This is a genomic window from Kushneria sp. EE4 (assembly GCF_977968315.1).
This window is the reverse complement of record NZ_OZ386212.1, coordinates 2,657,774-2,683,868: the sequence shown is the minus strand read 5'-3', so window position 1 is coordinate 2,683,868 and position 26,095 is coordinate 2,657,774. Positions and strand designations below refer to the sequence as shown.

Here is a 26,095-nt window from a genome sequence, read left to right as displayed (position 1 = left end):
GGCGCGTCTCCTCAGTCGGTGTGGATGATCAGGTTGTAAACATCGCGCAGATCCATGTCGTCGATCACCTCACCCAGCGGTTCGGCCACCATCGCCTGCATGCGCTCGCGGTCCATCGGGTAGAACGTCGCGCCTTCCGCCTTGAGCTTTTCCCGGGACTCCCGGTCCAGACGAATCTGCAAATCGCGGGCGTACTGCTCGCTCTCGCTGGCTGCCGCCTGCACCGCGCGCTGCTCCTCGGGGGACAGCGACTCCCAGGTCTGCGCCGAGACGGTCAGCAAACGCACGGTGATGTCGTGCTCTGAAAGTCCGATGTGCGATGCCACTTCGTGAAAGCGCATGCGATAAATCCACTCCGCTTCGTTGAGCAGCCCGTCGATGGCGCCGAGCTGCAGCCCGGTATAGATCTCCTGATACGCCAGTACCGTGGGCCGGGTGCCCAGCGCCGCCCAGGCGGTCACGACCGGGCGGGTCGGGTTGGTGCGAAGCTTCATGCCCTTCAGGTCATCAAGGCTTTCCAGCGGCCGGGTACTGACGATCTGGCGGGTACTGCCGCCGTAGTAGGCCAGCACTTTCACGCCGGTTTCGTCCTCGATGCGCCGGGCAATCTCGCGGCCGGCCTCGCCGTCGAGCACGTGCGCCCAGTGGTCGATATCGCGGTAGAGAAACGGGATCGAGAAGATGCTGGCGGTGTGGGAAAACTCCGAGATCAGCCCGGGATTGACGATCGAGAAATCCAGCGCCCCGGCGGTCTGCTGCTCGAACATCTCGGTTTCGTGGCCCAGCACCGAGTTGCTGTAGATATTGATGGTCAGCGCGCCGTCGCTTTTGTCCTTTAAAAGCTCGCCGAAGCGCTCGGCGCTGGCGTGATAGGCCGTCTCCTCGGTGGCGCCGTGGGCAAATATCAGCTCACGGGCGCAGGCCTGTGACGCCAGCACCGTCAGCCCCAGACAGGCGATGGCCGCCAGCAGCGCGGTGCGGCGGTGAAAAAAGAATCGGCAGGACATCATGATGGCTCCCGTAAACGGTGGTGCGTGGGGTCGGTGCTGGCGCGCACCCGGAGAGAGGTGTCCAGAACAAGGCGCTGCGGCGCGCCATCCGGGACCTTGAGGCAGTCGAGTGCCAGCCCGGCGGCCTTCTGGCCGATGGCATGGGGATGCGTGGCGAGACTGCTCAGCGACGGCTCGCTGAGTGCGGCCTCGTCGCTGTCATCGATACCGATGACGGCGCAGTCGATGCCGGGGGCAAGACCCAAGCGGTGCAGGGCCAGCAGGGCGCCCAGCGCCATCAGGTCGTTGTGACAGATCAGTGCCGTGGGCGGGGTCAGCTCAGCCATGATCTCGAGCGTGCGCTCAAGCCCGGCACGTCGGGTCAGTTCATTGCGGCCGGTGCGGATGTCGGGGGTGCGCCCGGCCGCCTGCATGGCCTGTTGATAGCCTGCGATGCGCTGGCGGTCCGCGGAGCTGTGGCCGGTCCCGGTCAACAGCGCGATGCGCTCATGGCCGCGATCGATGAGATGCGCCACGGCGCGGGTCAGCCCGGTATGGATGTCGGCGCCGACGTAGTGGCCGCGGGGCGTGTCACCCACATGGCGCATCACCTCGATACAGGGCAGGGCCCAGCCGGTAATGGTGTCGATCAGCGTGTCGGGGGTGTTGTCTGCCGGACACAGCAGCAGGGCATCGATGCGCTGCTCGCGCAGGCGATTGATCAGGCGCTGCTGGCGCTCGGGGCTGTCACCGGTGCTGGCCAGAAACGAGACGTAGTCGGCGTTTTGAAGGGTCTCGTCGATGCCGGCCACCATGGCGCCGAAAAAGGGGTTGGCGATGTCGTGCACCACCACACCGATGGTATGGGTGCGGGCGCTGCGCAGGGTGGCGGCGCCGCGGTTGTAGACATAGCCCAGCGTCCTGACGGCGGCCATCACCCGCTCGCGGGTACTTTTGGCCACCAGCGGGCTCTCCTGAAGCACCAGCGAGACGGTCGAGCGCGACACGCCGGCGTGCGCGGCCAGATCCTTGAGTGTGACGGGCTTGCCTGATGGGGGCATGGGAGTGTCCTGCCGAGTGAGCGTTTTGGATCGATCCAAATACGTCCGACAGGCTAGCGCTGCATCATGGGCGACGCCTATTGCGCTTTAGTGCTACGACCTCGGTCCAGGAGCGAGCCGGGCGGCGTCGGGGGCAAACGTCACGCGGGCCAGTGTGCCGCCGTCCGGGGCTTCATGCAGAGAGATGCTCGCGCCCAGCGCTGTACAAATCTGACGGGCGATCGCCAGGCCCAGGCCGGTGCCGCTGATGGCGCGGTCGGCCTCCTCGGTCGGCGGCGCCTCTCGGCGGGCCCGGTAGAAGCGCTCGAAGACCCGCTCGCGCTCGGCTTCGGGAATACCGGGGCCGTCATCCTCGACCTCGATGACGGCCCCGGTCAGCACGCGCACCGTAATGTGGCCGCCGGCGGGGGTATAGGCCTGGGCGTTGCCGATCAGGATCGCCAGCAGTTCGTTGATCAAGGCGCTGTCGGCGTGAACGCTTACCGGCTGCGGCGCCTCGAGCGCCAGCGTCAGGCCGCGCTGCCAGGCCAGCGATACCATGCTCATGCAGAAATCCCGCGCCGTGTCGCTTAGATCCAGCACGGCGAAGTCGCGCCGGCGGATATCGTTTTCCACCCGCGCCAGCGAGAGCAGCCGATTGGCCAAAAGCGTCAGCGCTTCCAGATCGCGCTGGGCGCTTTCAAGTGTTTCGCGCAGCGCGTCGGTCTCCTGCGTCTGCGTGCCCAGCTCCAGCCGGGCACGCAGGGCAAACAGGGGCGTTCGAAGCTCGTGGGCGGCATCGGCCACAAAGGTGCGCTGGGCGCGCAGGGTGTCATCCAGGCGCTCGGTGAGGTGGTTGATGGCATCGATCAGCCCGCGCACCTCGCGCTGGACGTTGTCGGTCGGCAGCGGTTCGAGATTGTCCGGCGAGCGGCTGGCCACCATGTCGGTGATGCGCCGGAGCGGGCGCAGGGCCGCATCGATGGCCAGCATGAAAAGCAAAAAGGCGCCGATGGCAAACAGCGTCAGGCGCATCAGCGAATCTGCCAGCAGCTCGCGCATCAGCTGAGCATGAATGTCGCGATGCTCGGCCACCCGCACCTCGACCATGCCCTGATAGCCCGGCTGGCTGACCGGCACCAGCAAGGAGACCACGCGCACATCGCGCCCGCCGTAGGTGGCGTCATAAAAGCGCGCCAGCGACGGATAGCGGCTGGTCATCTCACTCGAGACCGGCGGGGCGGGCAGGTCATCAAAGCCCGCGATCGAGCCCTGCTCAGGGGTGATGACCTGATAAAAGGCGCTGCCGCCGCTGTCGAGCGAAAACGGGTCGAGCACGGCGCGCGAGATCCTCGCCTGCAGCTGGCCCTCCCGGACGGTCAGCGACTCGCCCAGCACCCGGGCGGCGATCAAAAGCGGTCGGTCGTAGGCGCTGCTCGCCACCCGCCAGGCATCCAGCCAGGCGCCACCCACGCCGATGCCGATCAGCAGCAGAAGTGCCGCGCCGATGCGCCGGGTCAGGCGCCCGCGCAGGCTGCGCGGCGAAAGGCTGGCCTTCACGCCACAGGGCCCGGGGCATCAAGGGTCTGGGCTTCAAGCTGATAGCCCAGACCGCGAAAGGTGACGATGCGCACGTCGCTGCCCTCCAGCTTGCGCCGCAGCCGTGAGACATAGACCTCGATGGCCTCGAACGAGCTGTCCTCTTCCATCGAGAACATCTGCGCGGCCAGATGCTCCTTGCTGACCGTGCGCCCGACGCGCGCCATCAGGGCCTCTAAAAGCGCCAGCTCCCGCGGGGGCAGGGTCAGCGGCTGGTCCTGCAGGGCGAAGCTGCGCGCGCCGAGATCAAAGGCCAGTGCGCCGCAGCGATGGATCTGCTGGCCGTCGTGGCGGGTGCGGCGGATCAGGGCGTTGATGCGTGCCTGAAGTTCAGACAGCGAGAAGGGCTTGATCAGATAGTCATCCGCGCCCAGGTTGAGCCCCTTCACCCGGTCGTTGATGCTGCCGCGGGCGGTCAGAAGCATCACCGGCAGGCGCGTGTCGCGCTTGCGCAGCCAGCTCAAAAGCGTAAAGCCATCCATCTCCGGCAGGCCGATATCCAGAAGCAGCAGGGCGTAGCTTTCGGTCTCCAGCGCCGTGCGCGCCGAGAGCCCGTCATGCATGACGTCCACCCGCCAGCCGGCGTCCTCCAGCGAGCGCCGGATACTGTCTGCCAGCGAAGGGTGGTCTTCGACCAATAGCGTACGCATTGCCGCTCCCGTGAAAGGTTGCTGAAAGCCTGCCGGACTATCGTGCCAGCAGGCGAAGCCCGCACCCATCGGTGCCGTGTCGGCCCCGGGTGAGGGCCGCCGGGACAGTATGCACGGCGAACAGTCGGTGACCAACGCAGCAACCATGACGCGCTGCGACGCCGTCAGCGTTCGGGACTTTGCAGGCCACACAACACTTGCAGACCACACAATAACAGCGCCGGGCAGCTCGCCGGGCCGACGTGAGGAACATCCGACATGACAATGACACGACGCATTGCCGGCAAGGGCCGCATGGCAGCGCTGGCTCTGATAGGCACGCTGAGTCTGGGCGCAAGTCTTCAGGCCATGGCCGCGGAAGAGCCCCGGCGGCCGGAGTGTATCGCCCCGGCGGCGCCCGGCGGCGGTTTTGACCTGACCTGCAAGCTGGCGCAGAGCGCGCTGGTGCAGGAAAACATTCTCTCCTCGCCGATGCGTGTCACCTACATGCCCGGCGGCGTCGGCGCAGTGGCCTACAACACGGTCGTCGCCCAGCGGCCGTCGGATGCCAACGCCATCGTTGCCTGGTCGAGCGGGTCGCTGTTGAACCTCTCCCAGGGCAAGTTCGGCCGCTTCGATGAAAGTGCGGTGCGCTGGCTGGCCGCCGTGGGCACCAGCTATGGCGCCGTGGCCGTGCGGGCGGATTCTCCCTACAAAAATCTGGATGATCTGGTTCAGGCGCTGCGCAAGGACCCCAGCAAGGTCGTGATCGGCGCCGGTGGTTCGGTGGGCGGTCAGGACTGGATGCAGACCGCACTGCTGGCCAAGGCCGCCGGCATCGATCCGCAGAAGATGCGCTATGTCGCGATGGAAGGCGGCGGCGAGCTGGCCACTTCCCTTCTGGGCGGGCATATCCAGGTCGCCAGTACCGATATCGCCGACTCGGTGCCCCACGTTGAAAGCGGCGACATGCGCATTCTGGCGGTGTTCTCCGAAGAACGTTTGCCGGGTGACGTGACCGGGGAGATCCCCACCGCCATCGAGCAGGGCTACGACGTGCAGTGGCCGGTCATTCGCGGCTTCTACGTCGGACCGGAAGTCAGCGATGAGGCCTACAACTGGTGGAAGGACGCCTTCGACAAGCTGCTGGCCTCCGAGGACTTCGCCCAGCTGCGCGAAAGCCGTGAACTCTACCCCTTCTCCATGACCGGTGATGAGCTCAACGACTACGTCACCAAACGCGTCGGTGAGTACCGCGAGCTGGCCGGTCAGTTCGGTCTGATCCAGTAACTTCGATACCGGTGCAGGGGCGCTTTTGGGGCCCCTGCGCTGCTGGCCGTTCGTCCGGAGCCTGCCATGATCTACCAACGACTCTTTCTGGTGGCACTGCTGGTCGTCTACGCAGTGCTGGCCTACGCCGCGACCACCTATGAAGCGCCCTTTTCCTACGAGCCTGTCGGGCCGCGCGCCTTCCCGCTGCTGCTGTTGATCCTGCTGGCGGCCGGCACGGTCTATCTGATGATTCGCCCCGGGCAGATGGCCGAGGAAAACGCCGACACGCCCCTGACCGGTCAGGTGCTTGGCCGGCTGGTGCTGTGTGTGCTGGCGCTGGCGCTGTTTGCGTTTTTCTTCGAAAAACTCGGCTTTATCGTCTCGGCCTTTCTCTTCGCCATCGCCATGTGCCGGCTCTACAACGGCGGCTGGGTGACCAGTGTCATCACGGGCGCTGTCATGTCGGTGACCTTTTACATGCTGTTTGATCGAGTGCTGGACGTGCCGCTGCCGCTGGGCGTGCTGTCAGGACTGGGAGTCTGAACCATGGAAACACTGGGTTATCTGGGCCAGGGGTTTGGCGTGGCGACCACGCCGCTGAATCTGTTCACGGCCCTGTGCGGCACGCTGATCGGCACCGTGGTGGGGCTTTTGCCGGGGCTGGGGCCGATCAACGGCGTGGCGCTTTTGATTCCGATCGCCTTTGCGCTGGGCCTGCCACCGGAGACCTCGCTGATCCTGCTGGCGGCGGTCTATCTGGGCTGTGAGTACGGCGGACGCATCTCGTCGATTCTTTTGAACATTCCCGGTGAGGCCTCGGCGGTCATGACCGCGCTGGACGGGCACCCGCTGGCGCGACAGGGCAAGGGCGGCATTGCGCTGTCGATCTCGGCGGCCGGTTCCTTTACCGGCGGGCTGATCGCGACCATCGGCGTGACCATCTTTGCCCCACTGCTGGCGAAGTGGGCGGTGGCGTTCGGCCCGGCCGAATACTTCGTGATGATGGTCTTTGCCATTACCTGTCTGGCGGGCATGGCCGGCAACAAGCCGATGAAAACCGCCGTGGCCTCGCTGATCGGGCTGCTGCTGGCCTGTGTGGGGATCGATGCCAACAGCGGCGTTTATCGCTTCACCTTCGGCAGCCTCGGTCTTGCCGACGGCATTCAGTTTGTGGTGCTGGTGCTCGGGCTTTTCAGCATCAGCGAGATTCTGGTGCTGCTCGAGCGCACCTATTACGGCCAGAGCGCGCTCAAGACCAGCGGTCGCATGATGTTCAACATGAAAGAGGCGATGCTGGTCAAGTGGACAGTACTGCGCAGCGGCGTGGTGGGCTTTTTCATGGGCATTTTGCCGGGCGCCGGGGCGACCATGGCCAGTGCCGTGGCCTACATGAGTGAAAAGCGCATGGCCACGAAGGACAACCGCTTCGGCAACGGTGACCTGCGCGGGCTGGCCGCACCGGAAACCGCCAACAGCGCCGCGGCCTGTGGCTCGATGGTGCCGATGCTCACCCTGGGTGTGCCGGGGTCGGGCACCACGGCGGTGATGCTGGGGGCGCTGACCCTTTACAACATCACGCCCGGGCCGATGCTGTTTCAGACCGACCCGCAGCTGGTGTGGGGGCTGATCGCCTCGCTGTTCATTGCCAACGTCATGCTGGTGGTGATGAACATTCCGCTGATTCGCGTGTTCACCAAGATTCTGGCCGTGCCCTACTGGGCGCTGGTGCCGGGGATCGCGATCGTCACCGCCATCGGTGTCTACGGCGTGCATGCCACCACCTTCGATCTGTTTCTGATGATCGTGATCGGCGTGGTGGGCTACATCCTGCGCAAGTTCGACTTTCCGCTCTCTGCCGTGCTGCTGGGCTTTATCCTGGGCGGGATCATGGAGCAGAACCTGCGTCGGGCGCTGTCGATCTCCAACGGCGAGCTCTCGATTCTGTGGTCGAGCCCGATCACCTGGGGCGGCTGGGCGCTGGTGGTACTGATGCTGGTGCTGCCGATGTATCGCGGCTGGCGTCGGCGTCGTACGGCGCTGCCGGGCAATCCGTGATGTCGTAACACCCTGACGGGTGGTCATTGCCAAAACAAAAGGCCCGCCAATGGCGGGCCTTTTCATGCCGGAACGGTGGGTTGCAGAATTGGTTGGTTGCCGAGTTGATCGATGCGATCAGCGCGCCCCGGAGCCGGTGAAGATGGTACGGATGGTGCGAATCACGACCAGCAGGTCCATCCAGAACGAGAAGTTGCGGATGTAGTAGAAGTCGTATTCAAGCTTGGTGCGCGAGCCTTCGACTTCGGAGGCGTAGCCCTGCTCGACCTGTGCCCAGCCCGAAATACCGGGGCGAACCACGTGGCGATAGCGAAAGAACGGGATATCGCGCTCATAGGCCTCGGTCAGTGCCGGGGTCTCCGGGCGCGGGCCGATCAGGCTCATCTCGCCCTTGAGTACGTTGAAAAGCTGCGGCAGCTCATCGATACGGTACTTGCGCAAATACTTGCCGACCTTGGTGATGCGCGGGTCTTCGCCTTCCTGAGTGGGACGAACATCGTCAGGGTTCACGTACATGCTGCGCATCTTGTAGACGTCGAACTCCTCGCCCTGAAAGCCTGAACGGCGCTGGCGAAACAGGATCGGGCCCGGGTCGTCGCGCTTGATCATGATCGCGGCCACGCCCATCAGCGGCAGCGCCGCCGGCAGCATCAAAAGCACCGCGGCGATATCGGCCAGGCGCTTGAGCAGTTCATAGCCGGTTCTGGGCATCAGGGAGCCGTAGCGATTGCCATGGATCTGATCGAGCCCGATGCGCCCGGTGCTGGCCTCGCCAAAGCGGCGTGCATCGTAGACCGGAATACGCTTGATGGTGCAGTCGGCCAGAAAGCGCTGCCATTCGTCGCTCAGATCGCAGGAAAGATCCACGATCACACCGTCGACGCGCAGGTTTTCAAGGTCCGGGCCGCTCAGCCAGCGCTGATCGATGTCCTGATGGCCGAACCACTTTTCGATGTTGCCCAGCGGCACCAGCGCCATTTTGCGACGGCGATAGCGTCGCCCTACCCGATACCCCACCCAGCCGCACAGCAGGGCGAGCGCGCCCGACATCAAAAGCTGCGTCAGATGGAAAGGAATGGCCAGCAGTTCCAGCACCATCAGTATAAGCAGGTAAACGGCCGTCACCGCCGCAAGAACATACGTGCAGGGGTCGGTGCCCGGGTGGCGGGAGAGCTGATGCACCGTACGAAACGCCACCATATAGGCGATGGCACTGGCCAGCACCGTGATGTTGGTGCTGCTGATTTCAAGCGTGGAGTTCAGCCAGCCCCAGCCCCACAGTGCCGGCAGCAGGGAGGTCAGCACCAGCCCGAAAAGATAATGAACCCGAAAGCTCAAGAGAATGCGCTCATACCACAGCGAGTGCCGGTGATTGCCCCGTACCGGTCGTGTTGTCATTTCCATGACCTGTCCCTGAAAGAGTATCTTTTATTGATTGGTAATGGTTTTTCAAAAATATCGGACGGCGACAGGCCGATGTAGATATCGGCGCCGACGGCAATACTTTACCTGGGTGTGGAAAGTAATATCGTTTTATTTGACAGGATTCTCTATGCAATATTGTGCATTGATAAATACGGTGAGAATGATGGTTTTTTAAAGTGCTGAAACGGGGGTTGGGTATTAGATGTAACTAAATTGGAAGTCTGACGATTGCTGCTCGCCCGGAAGCAGACTGTCTGATGAGAGGCGTTATTGGCTGACAGTCTTTCGATACCACGTTCAAAACCGTCTTCATGCCGCGCCATACGGGGGTTTTAGGACGACTCACGGGTCTTACATGATGTTACTTTAAATAGACTTTCGGATAATCTCGCTCTCGGTAGATGTCAGGCATGATGAATGTGTCGATTGTATGACGCGGGCTGAATTTCGGACGATATTTATAATACTTGTTAAATGTCAGATTGCTGATTTCAGAGATGTCCTTACCGGCCCTTGAATATAAAAACAATGGCTTCGTTGCATGGCCTCTTGATAATAACAGCCAATAAAAGGCGGCCCGGCCATCATCAAATAGCGTGACTATCGCGACCAGGGAGTAACGTCATGGGAATTTTAATTGTTTATCTTGTAGTGACCACACTGGCTGTCCTTGCCGTTTTTTCCGCCATGGGCGTTTCAGCCAACAGCGGTCACTTCATGGAAAGTGCAGCCATTGCAGAAGATGAGCCCCAGCACCAGTAGACGTCTGCGGTCATCTGCCCGCTCGGTAGACCCCATCGACACCCGGCCACGCGCCGGGTGTCGTGTTATTAAAACGGGCTCAGGGAAGCGTGCTCAGCAAGCCCGAAGGGCGGGCCGGTCGATCGGCAGCCATTTGAGCACGCGCTGGATCTGGCGGTCCCAGTAGCGCCACTGATGATCACCCGGTCCGTCATGCCAGTCCAGCGCAAGTGCGCTGTGCTGTGCGGCTTCCTTGAAGCGCAGATTGTCCGGATAAAGAAAATCTTCCCGCCCGCACCACTGGAACAGCGCCGGCTGACAGGGCTGCGGCGTTTGATAGCGCGCCAGCAGGGCAAAGAGGTCGTCGTCGGTGCCGCTGGGCGTCTGATCAAAGATCAGCGGGTACTCCGGCGGCGGCGTATCGCGCTGGCCCACCGCCACGATATCCAGCGACCCGGAAAGGCTGGCCGCTGCGGCAAAGCGCTCGGGCTCGCGCAGTGCCCACTTGAAGGCGCCATAGCCGCCCATCGATAGCCCCGCGACAAACGTCTCCTCCCGGCGTGTCGAGATGGGAAAGAGCCGCTCGCTGATGAGGGGCAGCTCCTCACTCAGAAAACGATACCAGGCCGGGCCAAAGGCCATGTCGGTGTAATAGCTTCGCCCCACCTGCGGCATGATCACGGTAAGCCCGTAGTTTTCGGCGTAACGCTCGATGGCACTAAAGCGCTGCCAGGCGCTGTCGTCGTCGGAAAGCCCGTGGAGCAGATAGAGCACCGGCGACGGGGCACTGGCGTGTTCGGGCACGATCGCGCTGAGCGAGAGCGTCACATCCAGTATCTGCGAGGCAAAGCGGCAGGTCAGAAAGGCCATCGAAGGCTCCCGGTTTGAAAGGACATCGTTGTGCGCCATGCTCACCCGAAATCAGCGCCCGTGTCACTTCCCCCGGACAGTGCAGACCGTGGTATTCGAATCGAAGGGGTTATCCGGCAAGCGTCCAGTCAGCGGCCTTGCCCATGGCGCTCATCGGCAGCCGGTCGCCAAGGGTGAACGCCGCGGGGACGGCCGGCGTCATCAGCTGCGTTCGGCACCAGTCATGCAGGGTCTCGGTCAGTGCAGAAGGGTCGGTGTTGTGTGCCGGCACGACAAAGGCCTTGAGGCGATCTCCTTCCTCACCTGTCATCGGTCGTACCAGCGCGCACCTGACGCCCGGATGAGTTTCCAGAAGCCGTGCGACCTGCTGCGGCTGAACGTTGATGCCGCCAATCTGAACGACCCCGTCGATGCGCCCGCATGGATAGTAGTGGCGCTCATCCTCCCACTGGAGATGATCGGCAAGCGTTGCCACCGCCTGCGTGTCACGATCGATGAGCCGGTGAGCGTCATCGCCGCGCTGCCAGCGTGGCAGCAGGGCATAGGGCGCCTGCGATGAGCAGCGCACGCCGATGCCGCCGGTTTCAGTGGCACCATGAATTTCCACGATGTGGGCAAGGCCCTGCGCCTTCAGGGTCTCCAATACGGCTGCCTCGCAGGGGCCGGTCGAGGTCAGGCCGATGACGCCGGCCGGAAAGCCGGCCTCCTGGCGGGCCAGCAGCTGCCAGATAAAGGGGTAGCCGACGATCAGGTCGCCGGATTTGAGGCGCCGGCTCTGTATCATCGCCAGTGCCTGATGGCCGTGCACGGCTTCGAGCCCGGCGCGTTCGGGCAGCATGATGCCAAACAGAAAACCATAGATGTGATGGGGCAGTGCCGGAACGATCACACGCTCAATACCTCCCTCGATGAGGGTGGCCAGAAGCGTTCTGAAATGGTCGCACTCGGCGGTCAGTGTCTGCCAGCGGTGCATGCAGCGCTGCGGTGCGGCGGTGCTGCCGGAGGTGTAAAAGGCCAGATCGCGCGTGCCCTCGGCGCGAATGGCGGTAATCACCTTTACCCAGCCGCCCAGCGTGCGATGACGCAGAAGATAGTCATCCAGACCGCTTTCATGCAGGCGAAAGACGTTACTGACGGTGGTGGCCAGACTCAACAGCTCCATCGAGTCCACGCCGATGGCCGCTTCCGCGCTGTCTTCACCATGCTGAAGGGGCGTACCGGCATGCCATTCGTCGTGGCGCCGCACAAAGGCCGTCTCGCGACGCAGCGTTTTCAGCTCCTCATCGATCAACGCGACAAGCATCGTCAGCACGGCCGGGGGAGACAGGGTAAAGGTGTCCATGAGCGCTCCTGCGTTACAGGGAAAAAACAGGCATCAGACGCGTTTGACGAAGACCCAGTAGCTCTCGCCGGTCAGAGCCTTTTTCATGTGCACCTTGACGCGCGTCGGCGCCATTTCGTAGTCAAAGGTGTACTCGAAAATGGCGCTGAGATTGCCGTTTTTGACCCCCTCATCGAAGCGGCCACGAAACTCGGGCCGGTTGGTACAGGGCGCCACGTCGCGAAAGAAGTTGTGCCCGATCACGCGCTCCGGCGAACGGCCGGTGATTTCTCCCTCGGCGGCGTTGTACTGAAGTACCCTGCCGCTGGCATCCAGCTGAATGGCGCCGAAGGCGAGATCGTTGATCTGCGCATCGGACATGCCGGCCAGCGTGTTTTCGATATCGTGGGCACCAAATTTGACCATTTCCATGTCGTTCTCCGTATTCTTCCATGAATAAAGGGAAAGACTATCGACCGGTCGTGGCCGAACTTTAGGGCGTTTGAGCTGCTCGTGTTAAGGCATTGTCTGATATCACATGCCGCCAGCAACGCGCGGTCGGGAACGCGTAATGGCTGACGCAACCGGCCCCGGCATGGAGTACTCTGGGGGCTTCATCCGCCAAGGACATTGATCGAGTCTCATGCCCGCCAGCAGGAAAGTCACCATTGCCGATATCGCCCGTCATGTCGGGATGACCAATATCACGGTCTCGCGTGCACTCAACAAACCCGAGATGGTCAAGCCGGCCACGCGCGAGCGCATCGAACAGGCCGCACTCGAGCTTGGCTACGTGCCCAACGCTTTTGCCCGCGGTCTCAAACGCAGCGACAGCCGCCTGATCGGGGTGGTGACGGCAAGCCTGGATAACCCCTTCTACGCCGAGATGATCAAGGCGATCTCGCGCCACGCCAAGCAGCATGACTACGCCATCATGCTCTTTGATACCGACGGCGACCCCCGGCTTGAGTCCACCGCCATCGACACGCTGTTGAGCTATCAGGCCGCCGGGCTGATTCTCTCGCCGGTCTCCGATGAGCCCGACTATCAGCCCGACTATCTGGCCCGACTCAAGGCCAGCGATATCGCCGTGGTTCAGCTGGATCGCACGCTTCACGACAGTGGCTTCAGCGCGGTGGTGCTGGACAATCTCTGGGCCGGCGAGCGCGTGGCGCAGTATCTGCTGGAGAAGGCGTTGACAGCCCAGCGTCGCACCGAGCGGGATCGCCTGCTGGTGGTGGCCGGTCCCGAGCACTCGCGCATCACGTGTGAGCGCCTTGAGGGCGTGCGGGAAGCCTTGGGTGCTCAGGCCGGCGAGGTCACCATTGATGTGCTGTGGGGGGACTACACCCTGGCACCGGCCGTGACGCAGATGCGCGACTATCTCGGCCGCCACGGCGTACCGCGGGCGATTTTCGGGCTCAATCAGCTGATCACTCTGGGGGCGCTCAAGGCGCTGCGGGAAGCCGGTATCGCGCGTGAGCAGACCTGCGTGGTCGGCATTGACCGGCTGCCCTATCTGGAGATTTTCGATATCACCGTGCCGTGTGTGGTGCACGACGGCTACCGCGCCGGCGCTCAGGCACTCGAGCAGCTACTGGTGCAGATGCGCGACCCACAGGCAGAGATATGTACGCTGACCGTGCGCGGCGAGCTGGTGACGTGACAGGGAAGGGCGCCGCCCCGGGCAGGCTGTCCGAACGGTTTCTTCGCCCTCGACCCCGGCGGCGCTTTATCATGGAGACATCATGGCGTCGAGGGGTGACCAAATGCCCTTTTGACCCACTCCCCGGGCGGCGCTATACCTGGCCCATCATTGATATCGAGACCCCATCTCAAGGAGAGCCCATGCCGGCCCAGTTTCCCCAGGCCCGTCTTCGTCGCCTGCGCTCAAGCGACGCCCTTCGCGACATCGTGCGGGAGACCTCGCTCAAGGCAGAACACCTGGTCTATCCGATCTTCGTTGAAGAAGACACCGACGAGTACACGCCCATCGAGGGCATGCCAGGGCAGTCCCGTATCCCGGAAAGCAGACTGGGTGAGGAAGCCAGACGCCTGAGCGCGCTTGGGCTGAGAAGCATCATGCCGTTCGGCATTTCCCATCACAAGGATGAGACCGGCAGCGACGCCCTGAAGGAAGACGGCATGGTGGCGCGCATGGTGCGCATCATCAAGGAAGCCGCGCCGGAGCTGGTGGTCATTCCGGACGTCTGCTTCTGCGAGTACACCAGCCACGGTCACTGCGGCATCCTGAAAGGCAACACGGTCGACAATGACCTGACCATCAAGAACCTCGGCATTCAGGCGGTGCAGGCGGCGAAGGCCGGCGCCGACATCATCGCACCATCGTCGGCGCAGGACGGCCAGGTCGCGGCGATTCGCGAAGCGCTGGATGAGGCGGGTTTTGAAGACATCCCCATCATGGCGTACTCCACCAAGCTCGCCTCCGCGCTTTACGGCCCGTTTCGTGAAGCCGCCGGCACCGAGTTGAAAGGTGATCGCAAGACCTACCAGATGGACCCGATGAACCGCCGCGAGGCGCTGCGCGAGTCGCTGGCCGATGAGGCCGAAGGCGCGGATTTCCTGATGGTCAAGCCGGCGCTGGCGTATCTGGACATCATGGCCGACATCCGCCGCAACAGCCTGCTGCCGCTGGTGGCGTACCAGGTCAGCGGCGAGTACGCGATGATCAAGTTCGCCGCGGCGCAGGGCGTGATCGACGAATCCGCCGTGGTACGTGAAACGCTGGGTTCCATGCGTCGCGCCGGCGCCGATCTGATCATGACCTACTTCGCCCCGCAGCTGCTGGAAGAAGGGCTGTAAGCATGGCCTGCGATGAAGGATTGAAACCAGAACCGCGCTTCGGCGCGGTTTTTTATGGGCACTGTTTGTTGGCGCACTACAGTATAAGAGATTGTTTTTTTAATCATGTCTAAAATATGATATTTGTATTTTGGTGGGCGCTCTGTTTTACGGCTATGGCAAATCATTAAAAATTTTATTTCAGTCGAGCAATGGATGTTATGAAAATATATGAAGTTCCTGACGGAAGAAGATACTGGGTGGTAAGGGCGGAAGGTGGGCGCTATTACGATCACTTTGTTAAAAATGATCTTATGGCATTAGGTCATTTAAATGATTTGGGGGTTGCAGTAGAAGACTGTGAAATTTTTGCTCCAGAAGAGGGTTGGTTAAAAGATAAAGTTTCTAAAAAGTGCAAAGAAAAGAAGTCCAGCAAACGAACAGAGTCAGCGAGTTTTAATCAAATAAAAAATTTCATCTTTGCTATAAAAGAAGATGATTGGGTGATAACTGTCGGAGAGGGGTCGCTGAGCGTAGGTATAGTCATTGGAGAGGCATATATAGAAAATAAGGGGTTGGTGGTTTATTACGATGTCGAAAAAGATAAAAAGGTTGAGATGGGATCAAGTTTAAGAAGGAGAGTAAAATGGGGGCCAAGGATTTCAAGGTCAATGGTACCTTTCGGCCTTTCGTCTAGCTTGAGAGCGAATCAAACCGTATTCAATATAGATAAACATTGGGAAGCTATCTATCACTCATTGTATCCTGCCTTTATTAAGGATGATGATCTCTATCTTTCTTTAAAAATACGTCAAGAAAAAGGGATCGATAATTATAGTGTTGTGCAAATTCTTTCTTTTCTTAATGAGATAGAGGTAATTGCCAAAGAGATAGATGGAAAACTGGTTGATCACGAATTTGAAGCCGTTTTTAGAGAATATGCTAATAATGGGCTTCTAACGTTGACCACTAAAGCTCAGTTTTATTCTCCTGGGGATGTGTGGAATAAATTCCCAAGTCTAAGAAGAGTAAAAATGCGTTACCTGCTTGTTGGTTATGCGATGTTATTTGGTAATGATCAAATAGGTATGGATGGGGTTTTGGACTTGGAAACTCGACATAGACTGTGGGATATTTTTCTTGAGCGCATTGAAGAGAAAGATATAAAGCAAGTAGTATCGAATTTGGAGCTAAGCAAGCCTGTATATGACACTTCGATGCTCGAATATAAAGATAAAAGGCAAGAGCTTTAAATGAGTGGGTTACAACTCTATAAAAATTTTCGTGTTTTATATCTTTGACATGGCGTATTAAGCAATCATTGCCTTACCCAAGACACACCCTCCCCAAATCCGGATAATGGCGGGCAATTCGCCTCGCGCGACACCCGCCACCAATCCGGTTCTGCCTCATGGAAATCAAGGTCAACTATCTCGACAACCTCCGTCAGGAGGCGAAGTTCGATGACTTTACCGTCATCACCGACCAGCCGATTCGCTACAAGGGCGATGGCTCCGCGCCCGGGCCGTTCGATTACTTTCTGGCCTCTACCGTGCTGTGCGCGGCCTATTTCGTGCGCGTGTACTGCAACGCCCGCGAGATCCCGACTGAGAACATCCGGCTGTCCCAGAACAACATCGTCGACCCGGACAACCGCTACAACCAGATTTTCCGCATTCAGGTCGAGCTGCCGGACGACATCTCCGAGAAGGACCGCACCGGCATTCTGCGCTCGATCGAGCGCTGCTCGGTCAAGCGGGTGATCCAGAACAACCCCGAGTTCCAGATCGAGGTGGTCGATAACATCGACGAGGACGCCCAGGCGCTGCTGATGGGCGGCACGGCTGGTGAGAATGGCGAAGGACAGAGCACCTGGATCGAGGGCAAGGACCTGCCGCTGGAGCAGACCATTGCCAACATGACCGGCATTCTCGAGCGCCTGGGCATGAAGATCGAGATCGCCTCCTGGCGCAACATCGTGCCCAACGTCTGGTCGCTGCACATCCGCGATGCGGCATCCCCCATGTGCTTCACCAACGGCAAGGGGGCGACCAAGGAAGCGGCGCTGTGCTCGGCGCTGGGCGAGTTCATCGAGCGGTTGTCCTGCAACTTCTTCTACAACGATCAGTTCTTCGGCACCGAGATCGCCGGCAGTGATTTCGTCCATTACCCCAGCGAGCGCTGGTTCCAGCCGGGCGAAGACGATGCCCTGCCGGAAGGTGTGCTGGATGACCACTGCCGGGCGATCTTCGATCCGGACGGTGAGCTGCGCGCCTCGCACCTGATCGACACCAACTCCGGGCGTCGTGATCGCGGCATCGTCGCGCTGCCGTTCACCCGCCACTCGGACGGCGAGACGGTCTGGTTCCCCTCGAACCTGATCGAGAATCTCTATCTCAGTAACGGCATGAGCGCGGGCAACACGCTGTTTGAGGCCCAGGTGCAGTGCCTGTCGGAAATCTTCGAGCGGGCGGTGAAGCGCCGGATCATCGAGCAGGAGATCGCCCTGCCGGATGTGCCCGAGGAGGTGCTGGCGCGCTACCCCGACATCAAGGCCGGCATCGACGCGCTCGAAGCCCAGGGCTTCCCGGTACTGGTGAAGGATGCCTCACTGGGCGGGCGCTACCCGGTGGCGTGTGTGACGCTGATGAACCCGCGCACCGGCGGCGTGTTCGCCTCGTTTGGCGCGCATCCGAGCCTGCAGGTCGCGATCGAGCGCAGCCTCACCGAGCTTTTGCAGGGTCGCAGCTTTGAAGGCATGGACGATCTGCCCCAGCCGACCTTCAATTCTCAGGCGGTGACGGAGCCGAACAACTTCGTCGAGCATTTCATCGACTCCTCCGGCGTGGTCTCCTGGCGCTTTTTCAGCGCGCGCGCGGACGTCGCGTTCTGCGACTGGGACTTCTCCGGCGCGACGAGCGAGGAAGCCGAGCGGCTGTTCGGGATTCTGGCAGAGGACGGCCATGAGGCCTACGTGACCCACCATGAGGATCTCGGCGCGCCGGTGTGCCGCATTCTGGTGCCGGGCTACTCCGAGGTCTATCCGGTGGATGATCTGGTGTGGGACAACACCAACATGGCGCTCAACTACCGTGAGGACATCCTCAATCTACACGCGCTGGAGGAGGATCAACTCGCCGATCTACTTGACCGGCTGGAAGAGAGCGAGCTCGACGAGCAGATGAAGATCGTCACGCTGATCGGCATCGAGTTTGACGACAACACTGTCTGGTCGGAACTGACGATTGCCGAGCTGAAGCTGTTGATCAGTCTGGCACTGGGGCAGTACGAGGATGCGCTGGATCGCACGCAGATGTTTTTGCAGTTCAACGACAACACCCGCGACCGCGGCCTGTTCTATCAGGCGCTCACCGCGGTGCTCGAGATCGCGCTGGATGATGAGCTCGAGTTCGACGACTACTACAAGAATCTTTCACGGATGTTCGGCGAGGAGAAGATTCTCGCCGCGGTCGGCTCGGTCAACGGCGACGTGCGCTTTTATGGCCTCACCGAGACCAACATGAACCTCGAAGGTATCGACCGGCACCAGCGTCTGATCACCAGCTACCAGAAGCTTCATGCCTGGCGGGCGGCCAACGCCGGACGCTGATTACCGCGTCATCATGTTGTGTAAAGCGCCCACTTTCGAGTGGGCGTTTTTGTCTTTAGTCATTTTTATTAATCTGGCCTAACGGCTTCTCAAAGTATCGAGCCCTATCTAACTTGATCGATCCGCCAAGGCTTCAATAAACGCCATCAGGTGCACCGAATCTGGCCACCGATCCGGCTTGCGCATGATCTCATTGTGGGGTAGCGCTACTGGCAACCGGTCGATTCAGGCGATTTGCGTATGAAAATTTCCGATATTTACTAAAGCTGCATGATCACATCCCGATAAATGAATGTATGGGCGTTCAAAGCCTAGATGGCTAGCATATGCTTTATCGCTCTTTCGTGGCCATCTGCTTAGCCATAGGATGCTGCACCAAAGTTAATTCGTATTAAATATATTCTGATGCTAATAACTTTGCTTAGCAATTTGAAAAATAAAGCTAGCTTACCATCTGATAATTTACGAGAGAGGAAAGAGTGAGAAAAACTAACCCCGCCGATATATGTCAAGATTTTCGGGATGAAATAAGTGAGCTTGAAGTTTTCTTGAAAGACTCGATGAAAGTTTCTGAAAGCTCTAAAAATCAATCTTTGATCTCTGAGGTGGTTTTTCATAGAGGGTATGTTGCAGTCGAATCTTTTCTCTCTGCATGGATTATTGGTGCAATAAACCGTGATTCTAGCCGATATTTCCAAGCACGTGAAAACTCAATAAAACAGTCCCTTGAAGCAAAATACTCATCTTGGGATGTAGGCCACATTAAGTATAGCCCGCCAGTGCATATAAGGATGGAAGATCTGAAGGATTTAATAGACCCCGATGGTTGGAATATAACATTTAAGACGTTCGATAAGCTTGAGTTAAGATGTGCCGATTGGTTAGCGCCATCTTTTCTCAATAAAGTGCGTAGAGTTTCCAGTGAAAGAAGGGAGATAATTGATGCTGCTAAATCTATCCGAAATTGTATAGCGCATCAGAGCCAAGGTTCTTTTTCGGAAATGAATGAAAAGGTTGGTTCTTTATCTAAAATTGGCGTGAGCAAACATCTTCAGACCTCTGTGAATTCTGTGAAGAATGTAGGAGCCCATCTGAAGGCAAAAGTGGGCGGAAAAATGCGGGTTCAGCACTATTTAGATGAGTTTTGTAATCTCGGATTTGATTTAATGTAGGCAAAAGATTAGTTTTTATATGTGGCGGAGGATGCTGGTTTTTCGCACTCTATATTTTTAATGTGTCTAAAGTTTTCGTCATCCGACCCGAGGGTAATGAAGGAATAATGAGAATATTATGAGAAGTGCTACCAGAAACATATTAACACCTTTGAATCATATTGTCATACCAAGCCAAAAATCCTATTGGGCCACACATTTCTATAGCATTTTAAAATGCTTTGATAATCATAAGAACTTGAAGTACTCACCAATAAGGTTTGTAGAATATCCGTTATGGTCATTAAGCTTGCTAAGAGGGAATCTTCCTCCAAATTTTTTTGATCAAGTCGAAAATTATATACGTAACTGGGGCGTGCAATATTTTTTTGCCAGTCTGTTTAACCAAAAGGTTGGCGAACATGTTGTTGTTGAATTAATTGAAAGGCTTGAAAATTTGTATGGGGTTTGTTTTAGAAAATATTTGGACAATTACTCTTTTTATATTTCTGGCAGTGACTCTCGACTTAGTTATAAGTTGTCAAGTTTTTTTACGGAGGTGTTTCCTTATAAGGAAATGAAGGGATCTTTGTCGGATCTTATTGGATATTCGGATTTGTGTTTGGTGCTGGAAGATGCTTTAGGGCGTTCTGTAGGGCTTTTTGGTGAGGTAGAAGGTAATTATGGTAATAAATTCAGGAGCGAAAATTTTTGGGGTAAAAAAAACGAGTTTTGCGTTTTTGGGGTTGGGGTAGTAGATGGTAATCAAAAGCTTGTATATTTCGAAGAATCTCACTATCAAGGAATTCCTAGAGTTTATCTAATGTTCGAAAGGTCACATTTTTTTATTAGCGATTTTTTAGAGGTTCTTAATTGTTTAAAATTTTTATTTCTTTATGGCCCCGCAGTGGAGTATAAATGCCCTGACGATGAATTTGGGTTTTTTGTTAAAAATATAAAGCAAAAATGGTCTAGCCCTATTGAGGAGGTTTTTATTTTTTTGGAGGGGTTTATAGATGGCGGTGATTTGGTGGGTTATAATGACGGCTATATTTCAATAATTACAGATTTACAGGCATAGCTGGCTAGTAAGAGTGTGAAAATATAAAGGTACCCGTTTTGCTCGTTATTCTCTAAGCTTGGATGATATAATTACTATCGCTTATTAAAGCGTTAAATTGAGAGTCAAGGCCCATGCTCTACGATAAGTCGAAGAAAGCCATTTCGGTTGCCGCATCATTTACTCCAAATACGCTGCTACCGAGAATTGGTGAATGGGCTACAGGAGGAAAAATAAAATTTTATATTTGGGCCGAAATATATTTATTTTCGAGATTTGTTTTTTCGATATTGGCAGCCCTCTTGATGCCGACCAATCTATTCCTTGGATTTATAGTGGCGTTAATTCAATTAGGTTCAGCAATTTACCTTTTGAAAGTGGTTTTTCCTGTCGGCAAGCGAGGGCTTAGGGATCCCAGTAGATCTTTATTTTTTGCCTTGGGACATTATTTGGAGATTGGGTTTTCTATGGCTTATGTCTATTGGTCATGGGGAGTTTTTTCTGTGGCGTGTTTAAGTCGAGTCGACAGCATATACTATAGCTTTATAACTATGACAACACTTGGGTATGGAGATATATATCCAGTTTCAGATTTGACAAAAATACTTGCAACTTTTCAGACGTTAGCAGGTATGTTTATGTTCGCTATTGTGATAGGGCTGTTTCTTTCGAAATCGAGTCAGGATCACTAAAATCGAGTGCTTTAAAAATGTTTCATAATTAAAGTTGTTTCAACTAAAGAACGTAGCAAGACTTATAGGTTGATTGATGGAGCCAAAGACTTCATTAATCGATTGTCATTATGGATAAGTGGGATAAAGCGGTACTAGTGTCAGAAGAAGACTGGTCTGCCATTCAGAAGACGCTTTAGCTGCTGTCCATACCCGGCATGCGTGAATCCATCCGCGATGGAATCGACACCCCCATCGAAGAGTGCGATGGGGAGCTGGACTGGTGACATGGACGTTGATGTACCAGGTGCTTGAGGAAGAACGAGTGGTGAAGGTTCTCCGGCTCTGGAGCCATTACGAATAACGCCCCACCCAGCACCAACCCAAACCCTACCTCGCCGTATACCCTCCATCGATCGGCAGACACACCCCGCTGATCATCGCTGCCCCATCGCTGAGCAGAAAGAGGATCGGTTCGACCACATCGGCAAGCTCCGCAAAGCGGTGCAGCGGGATGGCCGCGAGCATCGGGTCGCGCTTTTCCGGTGCGGACCACACCTTCTGCGCCATGGGCGTGAGCGTGACGGTCGGGTTGACGCTGTTGACCCGAATCTCGTTGGTGCCCCATTCCAGACACAGTGACCGGGTGATGGCGTCCATCGCCGCCTTGGAGGCACTGTAGGCCAGGTGATCATCCAGCCCCACTAATGATGCCTGACTCGAGACGTTGACGATGCTGCCGCTACGGCTATCATCGATCATGCCGCGGGCCACACATCGCGCGGCCATGGCGGCGGCGCGGGCGTTGGTGTGAAACACCTGATCGATCGCCTCGGCCGGCAGGGTCAGGGCAGGCTCGACGTGGGTAATGCCGGCGCTGTTGACCAGGCCGTCGAAGGGGCCGTGCTCGGTGATGGTGTGTTCGAGTGCCTCGGTGTCGGTCAGCTCCAGCGCGCAGGTGGTGCAGCCGGCGGCATCGAGTGCCGCCAGCGCATCAACGTTGCGCCCCAGCGCAACCACTTCGGCGTGCTGCTCGCGCAGGGCCAGTGCTACGGCCTGGCCGATGCCGCTGGTCGCGCCGGTAACCAGATAGCGCCGGCCCCGCAGGCCGGCGTATTGGGTTGTCGTCATCGTTTTGCTCATGGTGGCCTCGCTTACGGTACCAGCAGTACCTTGATGGATTCAGCGGCGGTCGCCATGCGGAAACCTTCCTCGAACTCGGCCAGCGGCAGCTCATGGGTGACAATGCCGTCGGTAGTGACCAGCCCGCGCGCCATCAGATCGATCGCCACCGGGAAGGTGTGCGGGGAGAGGTGCGCGCCGCGTACGTCGAGTTCCTTGCGATCGCCAATGATCGACCAGTCCACCGTGGTCTCCTTGCCGAACACACTGAACTCCACAAAGCGCCCCAGCTTGCGGATGATCTCAAGCCCCTGACGCACGCCGCTGGGCGCACCGGTCGCCTCGATATAGACATCGCAGCCGTAGCCGCCGGTGAGTTCCTTCACCCGGGCGTTGACGTCATCCTTTGAGGGGTTGAGCACCACGTCGGCACCAAACCGTTTGGCCAGTTCAAGGCGTTCATCGATCATGTCGATGACGATCAGTTGCTTTGGCGTCTTGAGCAGGGCGACCTGCACCATCGCCAGGCCGATCGGGCCGGCACCGGCGATCACCACGGTGTCATCCAGCTGAATGTCGCCGCGATTGACCGCGTGGATGCCGCAGGCCAGCGGTTCGATAAAGGCGGACTGGGCCAGGTTCAGGCTCTCCGGGATGCGGTGCAGGCGCGCCTTGGCGGGAATGCGCATGTACTCGGCCATGCCGCCTTCGGCCACTTCATGCTGAAAGCCCAGAATATTGTGCACTTCGCACATCCAGTAGTGGCCGCCGTCGCAGTAGCGGCACTTGCCGCACGGCACGATCTGCTCGGCAATCGCCTGATCGCCCACGCGCACGTCAAAGTGTTCCTCCGCACCCGGGCCCATCTCGATCACTTCACCGAAGAACTCGTGACCGGCCACCACCGGTGCCTTCACCCAGGCAGGCTGGCCGTTGCCGCCCCAGAACATCTCGGCGCCGCCACGGCACTTCACGTCGCTGGCGCAGATGCCGCAGGCGCCGATTTTCAGGATCACTTCCCCCGGCCCGGCGGTGGGGCGCGCGACCGATTCCAGTCGGTAGTCGTTGGGGGCGTGACACACCACCGCCTGCATGGTGTTGGGGGTAGCCGTGGTATCGCTCATGGTCGGACTCCGGTGGCAACGAGGTTTAAAAACAGGTAGCAGGGCTCAGGCATTGCGGCCGCGCCCGATATAGATGGCCAGCAAAATGATGGCCCCCTTGGCGACATCCTGAAGGTAGGGCGACACGCCCATCAGGTTGAGGCCGTTGTTCAAAATCGCCAGCAGCATGGCGCCGACCAGGGTGCCGAGGATCGCCCCGCGCCCGCCGGCGATCGCCGCGCCGCCGAGCACCACGGCGGCAATGGCATCCAGCTCGAAACCGGTGCCGGCGTTGGGCTGGCCGCTCATCAGGCGGGAAGTGATGACCAGGCCCGCAATCGCGGCGGTCAGACCGCTGATGGTGTAGACCAGCAGCTTGTAGCGCGGCACGCGAATGCCGGTCAGGCGGGTGGCTTCCTCGTTGCCGCCGATGGCGTAGACGTAGCGGCCAAAGGAGGTGTGGTGCAGCACGATGTAGGCGACCAGATAGACCAGCAGCATGATCAGAATCGGCACCTGAATGCCCACCACCTCGCCACGGCCAAAGAACGAAAAGCCGGCCGGCAGTCCGGAGATCGGGTAGCCGCCGGTGTAGATCAGCCCCAGCCCGCGGGCGATGCCCATGGTGGCCAGCGTGACGATGATCGGCGGCATGCGGGCAAAGGCCACGCAGGCGCCGTTGAAGGCGCCAAAGACCATGCCCAAAAGCAGCCCCATGATGACCGCCACGGTGGGCGGCCAGCCGCCGGCCATCAGTCCCGCCATGATGGTGCCGGACAGCGCCATCACCGGCCCCACCGAGAGATCGATCCCGCCGGTGAAGATGGCAAAGCTCATGCCCACCGCGATGATGGCGATAATCGCCCCCTGGCGGGCGACGTTAGTGAGGTTGTTGGGCAGCAGGAAGTTGTCATTGACCAGCGCCATGACGATAAAGACGGCGATAAACCCGATCAGCGGAAAGAAGACCGGCGAATGCACCAGCCGTGACCACCGCGAGCGGCGCTGGCGCCGGGGTTTGGGGTTAATCGCTGAGGTTGAGGTCGGGGTGGTCATGAGGCGCGCTCCATGGTGGCCACCGGTTCATCCGTGGTACCCGTGGGGTTATCAAGGGAAATCTGGCGGGTGGCGTGGGTCATGATGGTGCCGGCCTCGATCGCGTCACCGGCCAGCTCGGCCACCACGTGACCGTGGTTGAACACCAGCACCCGGTCGCACAGGCCGGTAATCTCGGGCAGCTCCGAGGAGATCATGACAATCGAAATGCCCTGGGCGGTGAGCGTTTTCATCAGCGCATAGATCTCGGACTTGGCGCCGACATCGATGCCGCGGGTGGGCTCGTCAAAGATCAGCACCCGGCAGCCGCGCTCCAGCCAGCGGGCGATCACCACCTTCTGCTGGTTGCCGCCGGAAAGCGTGCCGACCACGGTGTCGCTGCCGGGCGCCTTGACCCGCACCCGGTCCATCAGGGTCTCGGCCGCCTCACGCTCGCGGCGCCGGCTGATCAGCCCGGCGGCGGTGTGAAAGCGTGACAGATGGTTGATCGCAATGTTGTCCGCGCAGGTAAAGGGCAGAATCAGCCCCTGCTGCTTGCGGTTTTCCGGCAACAACCCGATGCCGCGCTTAAGGGCATCGGCCGGTGATTTGAGCGTGACGTTCTGACCCTCAAGCTGCATGCGCCGCTCGGCGACCGGGTGGGCACCGATCATGGCCAGTGCCATCTCGCTGCGCCCGGAGCCGACCAGCCCGGCAAAGCCCAGAATCTCGCCGCGCCCCAGCCGGATGTGGTCGGTATGTTGGCGTCCGGCCATGCGAATCTGCGCCTCGAGCACGACGTCACTTGTCTCGGGGGCGGGCTGGCGCTCGGGGAAGATGTTGTCGACCCGTCGGCCGACCATCATCTCGACCAGTGCGCCGGCATCGGTATCGGCGACCTCGAGCGTGGCGACGTATTCGCCGTCGCGCAGCACGGTGACGCGGTCGCAGATCTCGAAAATCTCTTCCATGTGATGGGAGATGAACACCATCGCCACGCCCTGATCACGCAGCTGGCGCATGATGGCAAAGAGCCGCTCGACCTCGGTGGGCGTGAGCGGGGCGGTGGGCTCATCAAGCACCAGCACGCGGGCATCGAGTGACAGCGCCTTGGCGATCTCGACGAACTGCTGGTCGGCCACGCTCAGGTGATGGACACGAATCTGCGGGTCGATGTCGATATCCAGGCGCTCAAACAGCGCGTTGGCCTGTCTGAGCATCTCGCCGTGGCGAATCAGCCCGAAGGCGTTGCGCGGCTCGCGGCCCAGAAAGATGTTGTCCACCACGGACAGTCCCGGGATCAGGCTGAACTCCTGAAAGACAATGCCGACCCCGGCGGCGCAGGCGCGGCGGTAGCTCGAGAAGTGCTGTTTGTGCCCGTCGAGCAGGATCTCGCCGCTGTCGGGCTGATGAATGCCGCAGAGAATTTTCATCAGGGTCGACTTGCCGGCGCCGTTTTCGCCCAGCAGGGCGTGAATCTCGCCGGCCTCGACCTGCAGGCTGACCTCATGCAGCGCGCGCACGCCGGGAAACCGTTTGCTGACCTTGTCCAGTGCAAGCAGGGCCATGGGAGCCTCCAGGCCGCGACGGGTCGCGGCCG

The 26,095-nt window shown here is 59.1% G+C and carries 23 protein-coding genes; 11 read left to right on the top strand and 12 right to left on the bottom strand.

The window, feature by feature from the left end:
* Positions 1-11: 11 nt before the first annotated feature.
* The 4 genes from ACXMYO_RS12190 to ACXMYO_RS12175 form a co-directional block, all read right to left on the bottom strand.
* Positions 12-1,010, bottom strand: a complete 999-nt coding sequence (locus ACXMYO_RS12190; RefSeq protein WP_438765008.1) for a TRAP transporter substrate-binding protein — start codon at positions 1,008-1,010, stop codon at positions 12-14.
* Complete coding sequence (locus ACXMYO_RS12185; protein WP_438765006.1) at positions 1,007-2,050, bottom strand: substrate-binding domain-containing protein; 1,044 nt, start codon at positions 2,048-2,050, stop codon at positions 1,007-1,009. Before ACXMYO_RS12185 ends, ACXMYO_RS12190 begins: the two co-directional genes overlap by 4 nt.
* A 93-nt stretch (positions 2,051-2,143) precedes the next feature.
* Positions 2,144-3,589, bottom strand: a complete 1,446-nt coding sequence (locus ACXMYO_RS12180) for a sensor histidine kinase N-terminal domain-containing protein (RefSeq protein ID WP_438765005.1) — start codon at positions 3,587-3,589, stop codon at positions 2,144-2,146.
* On the bottom strand, positions 3,586-4,278 hold the full coding sequence (locus tag ACXMYO_RS12175; protein WP_438765004.1) for a response regulator: 693 nt from the start codon (positions 4,276-4,278) through the stop codon (positions 3,586-3,588). The genes ACXMYO_RS12180 and ACXMYO_RS12175 overlap by 4 nt, the downstream gene beginning before the upstream one ends.
* A gap of 258 nt (positions 4,279-4,536) precedes the next feature.
* On the opposite strand from ACXMYO_RS12175, the gene ACXMYO_RS12170 reads away from it, so the two are divergent.
* The 3 genes from ACXMYO_RS12170 to ACXMYO_RS12160 all read left to right on the top strand — a co-directional run bounded on the left by ACXMYO_RS12170 (position 4,537) and on the right by ACXMYO_RS12160 (position 7,584).
* Entirely contained in the window at positions 4,537-5,547 is a 1,011-nt protein-coding gene (locus ACXMYO_RS12170) for a tripartite tricarboxylate transporter substrate-binding protein (protein WP_438765002.1), read from the top strand.
* A gap of 66 nt (positions 5,548-5,613) precedes the next feature.
* Complete coding sequence (locus ACXMYO_RS12165) at positions 5,614-6,072, top strand: tripartite tricarboxylate transporter TctB family protein (RefSeq protein ID WP_438765000.1); 459 nt, start codon at positions 5,614-5,616, stop codon at positions 6,070-6,072.
* 3 nt (positions 6,073-6,075) lie between these two features.
* The gene (locus tag ACXMYO_RS12160; protein WP_438764999.1) at positions 6,076-7,584 is read left to right on the top strand and encodes a tripartite tricarboxylate transporter permease; all 1,509 of its coding nucleotides are present in this window, start codon (positions 6,076-6,078) and stop codon (positions 7,582-7,584) included.
* 117 nt (positions 7,585-7,701) lie between these two features.
* On the opposite strand, the gene ACXMYO_RS12155 is transcribed toward ACXMYO_RS12160, so the two are convergent.
* Positions 7,702-8,988 carry an exopolysaccharide biosynthesis polyprenyl glycosylphosphotransferase gene (locus ACXMYO_RS12155; RefSeq protein ID WP_438764998.1) on the bottom strand — a complete coding sequence of 429 codons (1,287 nt, stop codon included), beginning with the start codon at positions 8,986-8,988 and terminating at the stop codon, positions 7,702-7,704.
* Between the two features lie 645 nt (positions 8,989-9,633).
* Between ACXMYO_RS12155 and ACXMYO_RS12150 the strand changes: the two genes are divergently transcribed.
* Positions 9,634-9,771 carry a hypothetical protein gene (locus ACXMYO_RS12150; RefSeq protein WP_457808920.1) on the top strand — a complete coding sequence of 46 codons (138 nt, stop codon included), beginning with the start codon at positions 9,634-9,636 and terminating at the stop codon, positions 9,769-9,771.
* Between the two features lie 93 nt (positions 9,772-9,864).
* Here the strand turns inward: ACXMYO_RS12150 and ACXMYO_RS12145 are convergent, their stop codons facing one another.
* From ACXMYO_RS12145 to pyp, 3 genes are all read right to left on the bottom strand, one after another.
* Positions 9,865-10,620, bottom strand: coding sequence for an alpha/beta hydrolase (locus tag ACXMYO_RS12145; protein WP_457808919.1), 756 nt, complete (start codon positions 10,618-10,620; stop codon positions 9,865-9,867).
* Between the two features lie 109 nt (positions 10,621-10,729).
* Positions 10,730-11,962 carry an AMP-binding protein gene (locus ACXMYO_RS12140; RefSeq protein ID WP_457808918.1) on the bottom strand — a complete coding sequence of 411 codons (1,233 nt, stop codon included), beginning with the start codon at positions 11,960-11,962 and terminating at the stop codon, positions 10,730-10,732.
* 33 nt (positions 11,963-11,995) lie between these two features.
* Positions 11,996-12,373 carry a photoactive yellow protein gene (pyp, locus tag ACXMYO_RS12135; RefSeq protein ID WP_438764994.1) on the bottom strand — a complete coding sequence of 126 codons (378 nt, stop codon included), beginning with the start codon at positions 12,371-12,373 and terminating at the stop codon, positions 11,996-11,998.
* Positions 12,374-12,584: 211 nt separating this feature from the next.
* On the opposite strand from pyp, the gene ACXMYO_RS12130 reads away from it, so the two are divergent.
* The 7 genes from ACXMYO_RS12130 to ACXMYO_RS12100 all read left to right on the top strand — a co-directional run bounded on the left by ACXMYO_RS12130 (position 12,585) and on the right by ACXMYO_RS12100 (position 21,256).
* Positions 12,585-13,607 carry a LacI family DNA-binding transcriptional regulator gene (locus ACXMYO_RS12130; RefSeq protein WP_457808917.1) on the top strand — a complete coding sequence of 341 codons (1,023 nt, stop codon included), beginning with the start codon at positions 12,585-12,587 and terminating at the stop codon, positions 13,605-13,607.
* A 182-nt stretch (positions 13,608-13,789) separates the two neighbouring features.
* The gene (hemB, locus tag ACXMYO_RS12125) at positions 13,790-14,764 is read left to right on the top strand and encodes a porphobilinogen synthase (RefSeq protein WP_457808916.1); all 975 of its coding nucleotides are present in this window, start codon (positions 13,790-13,792) and stop codon (positions 14,762-14,764) included.
* Between the two features lie 200 nt (positions 14,765-14,964).
* On the top strand, positions 14,965-15,996 hold the full coding sequence (locus ACXMYO_RS12120; RefSeq protein ID WP_457808915.1) for a hypothetical protein: 1,032 nt from the start codon (positions 14,965-14,967) through the stop codon (positions 15,994-15,996).
* Between the two features lie 158 nt (positions 15,997-16,154).
* On the top strand, positions 16,155-18,353 hold the full coding sequence (locus ACXMYO_RS12115; protein WP_457808914.1) for an OsmC domain/YcaO domain-containing protein: 2,199 nt from the start codon (positions 16,155-16,157) through the stop codon (positions 18,351-18,353).
* Positions 18,354-18,832: 479 nt separating this feature from the next.
* Positions 18,833-19,525, top strand: a complete 693-nt coding sequence (locus tag ACXMYO_RS12110; RefSeq protein ID WP_457808913.1) for a hypothetical protein — start codon at positions 18,833-18,835, stop codon at positions 19,523-19,525.
* A gap of 118 nt (positions 19,526-19,643) precedes the next feature.
* Positions 19,644-20,585: a hypothetical protein gene (locus ACXMYO_RS12105; RefSeq protein WP_457808912.1), complete on the top strand. Its 942-nt coding sequence runs from the start codon at positions 19,644-19,646 to the stop codon at positions 20,583-20,585.
* Positions 20,586-20,698: 113 nt separating this feature from the next.
* Positions 20,699-21,256, top strand: a complete 558-nt coding sequence (locus ACXMYO_RS12100; RefSeq protein ID WP_457808911.1) for a potassium channel family protein — start codon at positions 20,699-20,701, stop codon at positions 21,254-21,256.
* Between the two features lie 369 nt (positions 21,257-21,625).
* Here ACXMYO_RS12100 and ACXMYO_RS12095 read toward each other — a convergent pair whose 3' ends face one another.
* From ACXMYO_RS12095 to ACXMYO_RS12080, 4 genes are read right to left on the bottom strand one after another with little or no spacing between them, the layout of a single operon-like run.
* Positions 21,626-22,366 carry an SDR family oxidoreductase gene (locus tag ACXMYO_RS12095; protein WP_457808910.1) on the bottom strand — a complete coding sequence of 247 codons (741 nt, stop codon included), beginning with the start codon at positions 22,364-22,366 and terminating at the stop codon, positions 21,626-21,628.
* 23 nt (positions 22,367-22,389) lie between these two features.
* Entirely contained in the window at positions 22,390-23,481 is a 1,092-nt protein-coding gene (locus tag ACXMYO_RS12090; protein ID WP_457808909.1) for a zinc-binding dehydrogenase, read from the bottom strand.
* A gap of 45 nt (positions 23,482-23,526) precedes the next feature.
* Complete coding sequence (locus tag ACXMYO_RS12085; RefSeq protein ID WP_457808908.1) at positions 23,527-24,516, bottom strand: ABC transporter permease; 990 nt, start codon at positions 24,514-24,516, stop codon at positions 23,527-23,529.
* Positions 24,513-26,063, bottom strand: coding sequence for a sugar ABC transporter ATP-binding protein (locus ACXMYO_RS12080; protein WP_457808907.1), 1,551 nt, complete (start codon positions 26,061-26,063; stop codon positions 24,513-24,515). The genes ACXMYO_RS12085 and ACXMYO_RS12080 overlap by 4 nt, the downstream gene beginning before the upstream one ends.
* Positions 26,064-26,095: the final 32 nt, after the last annotated feature.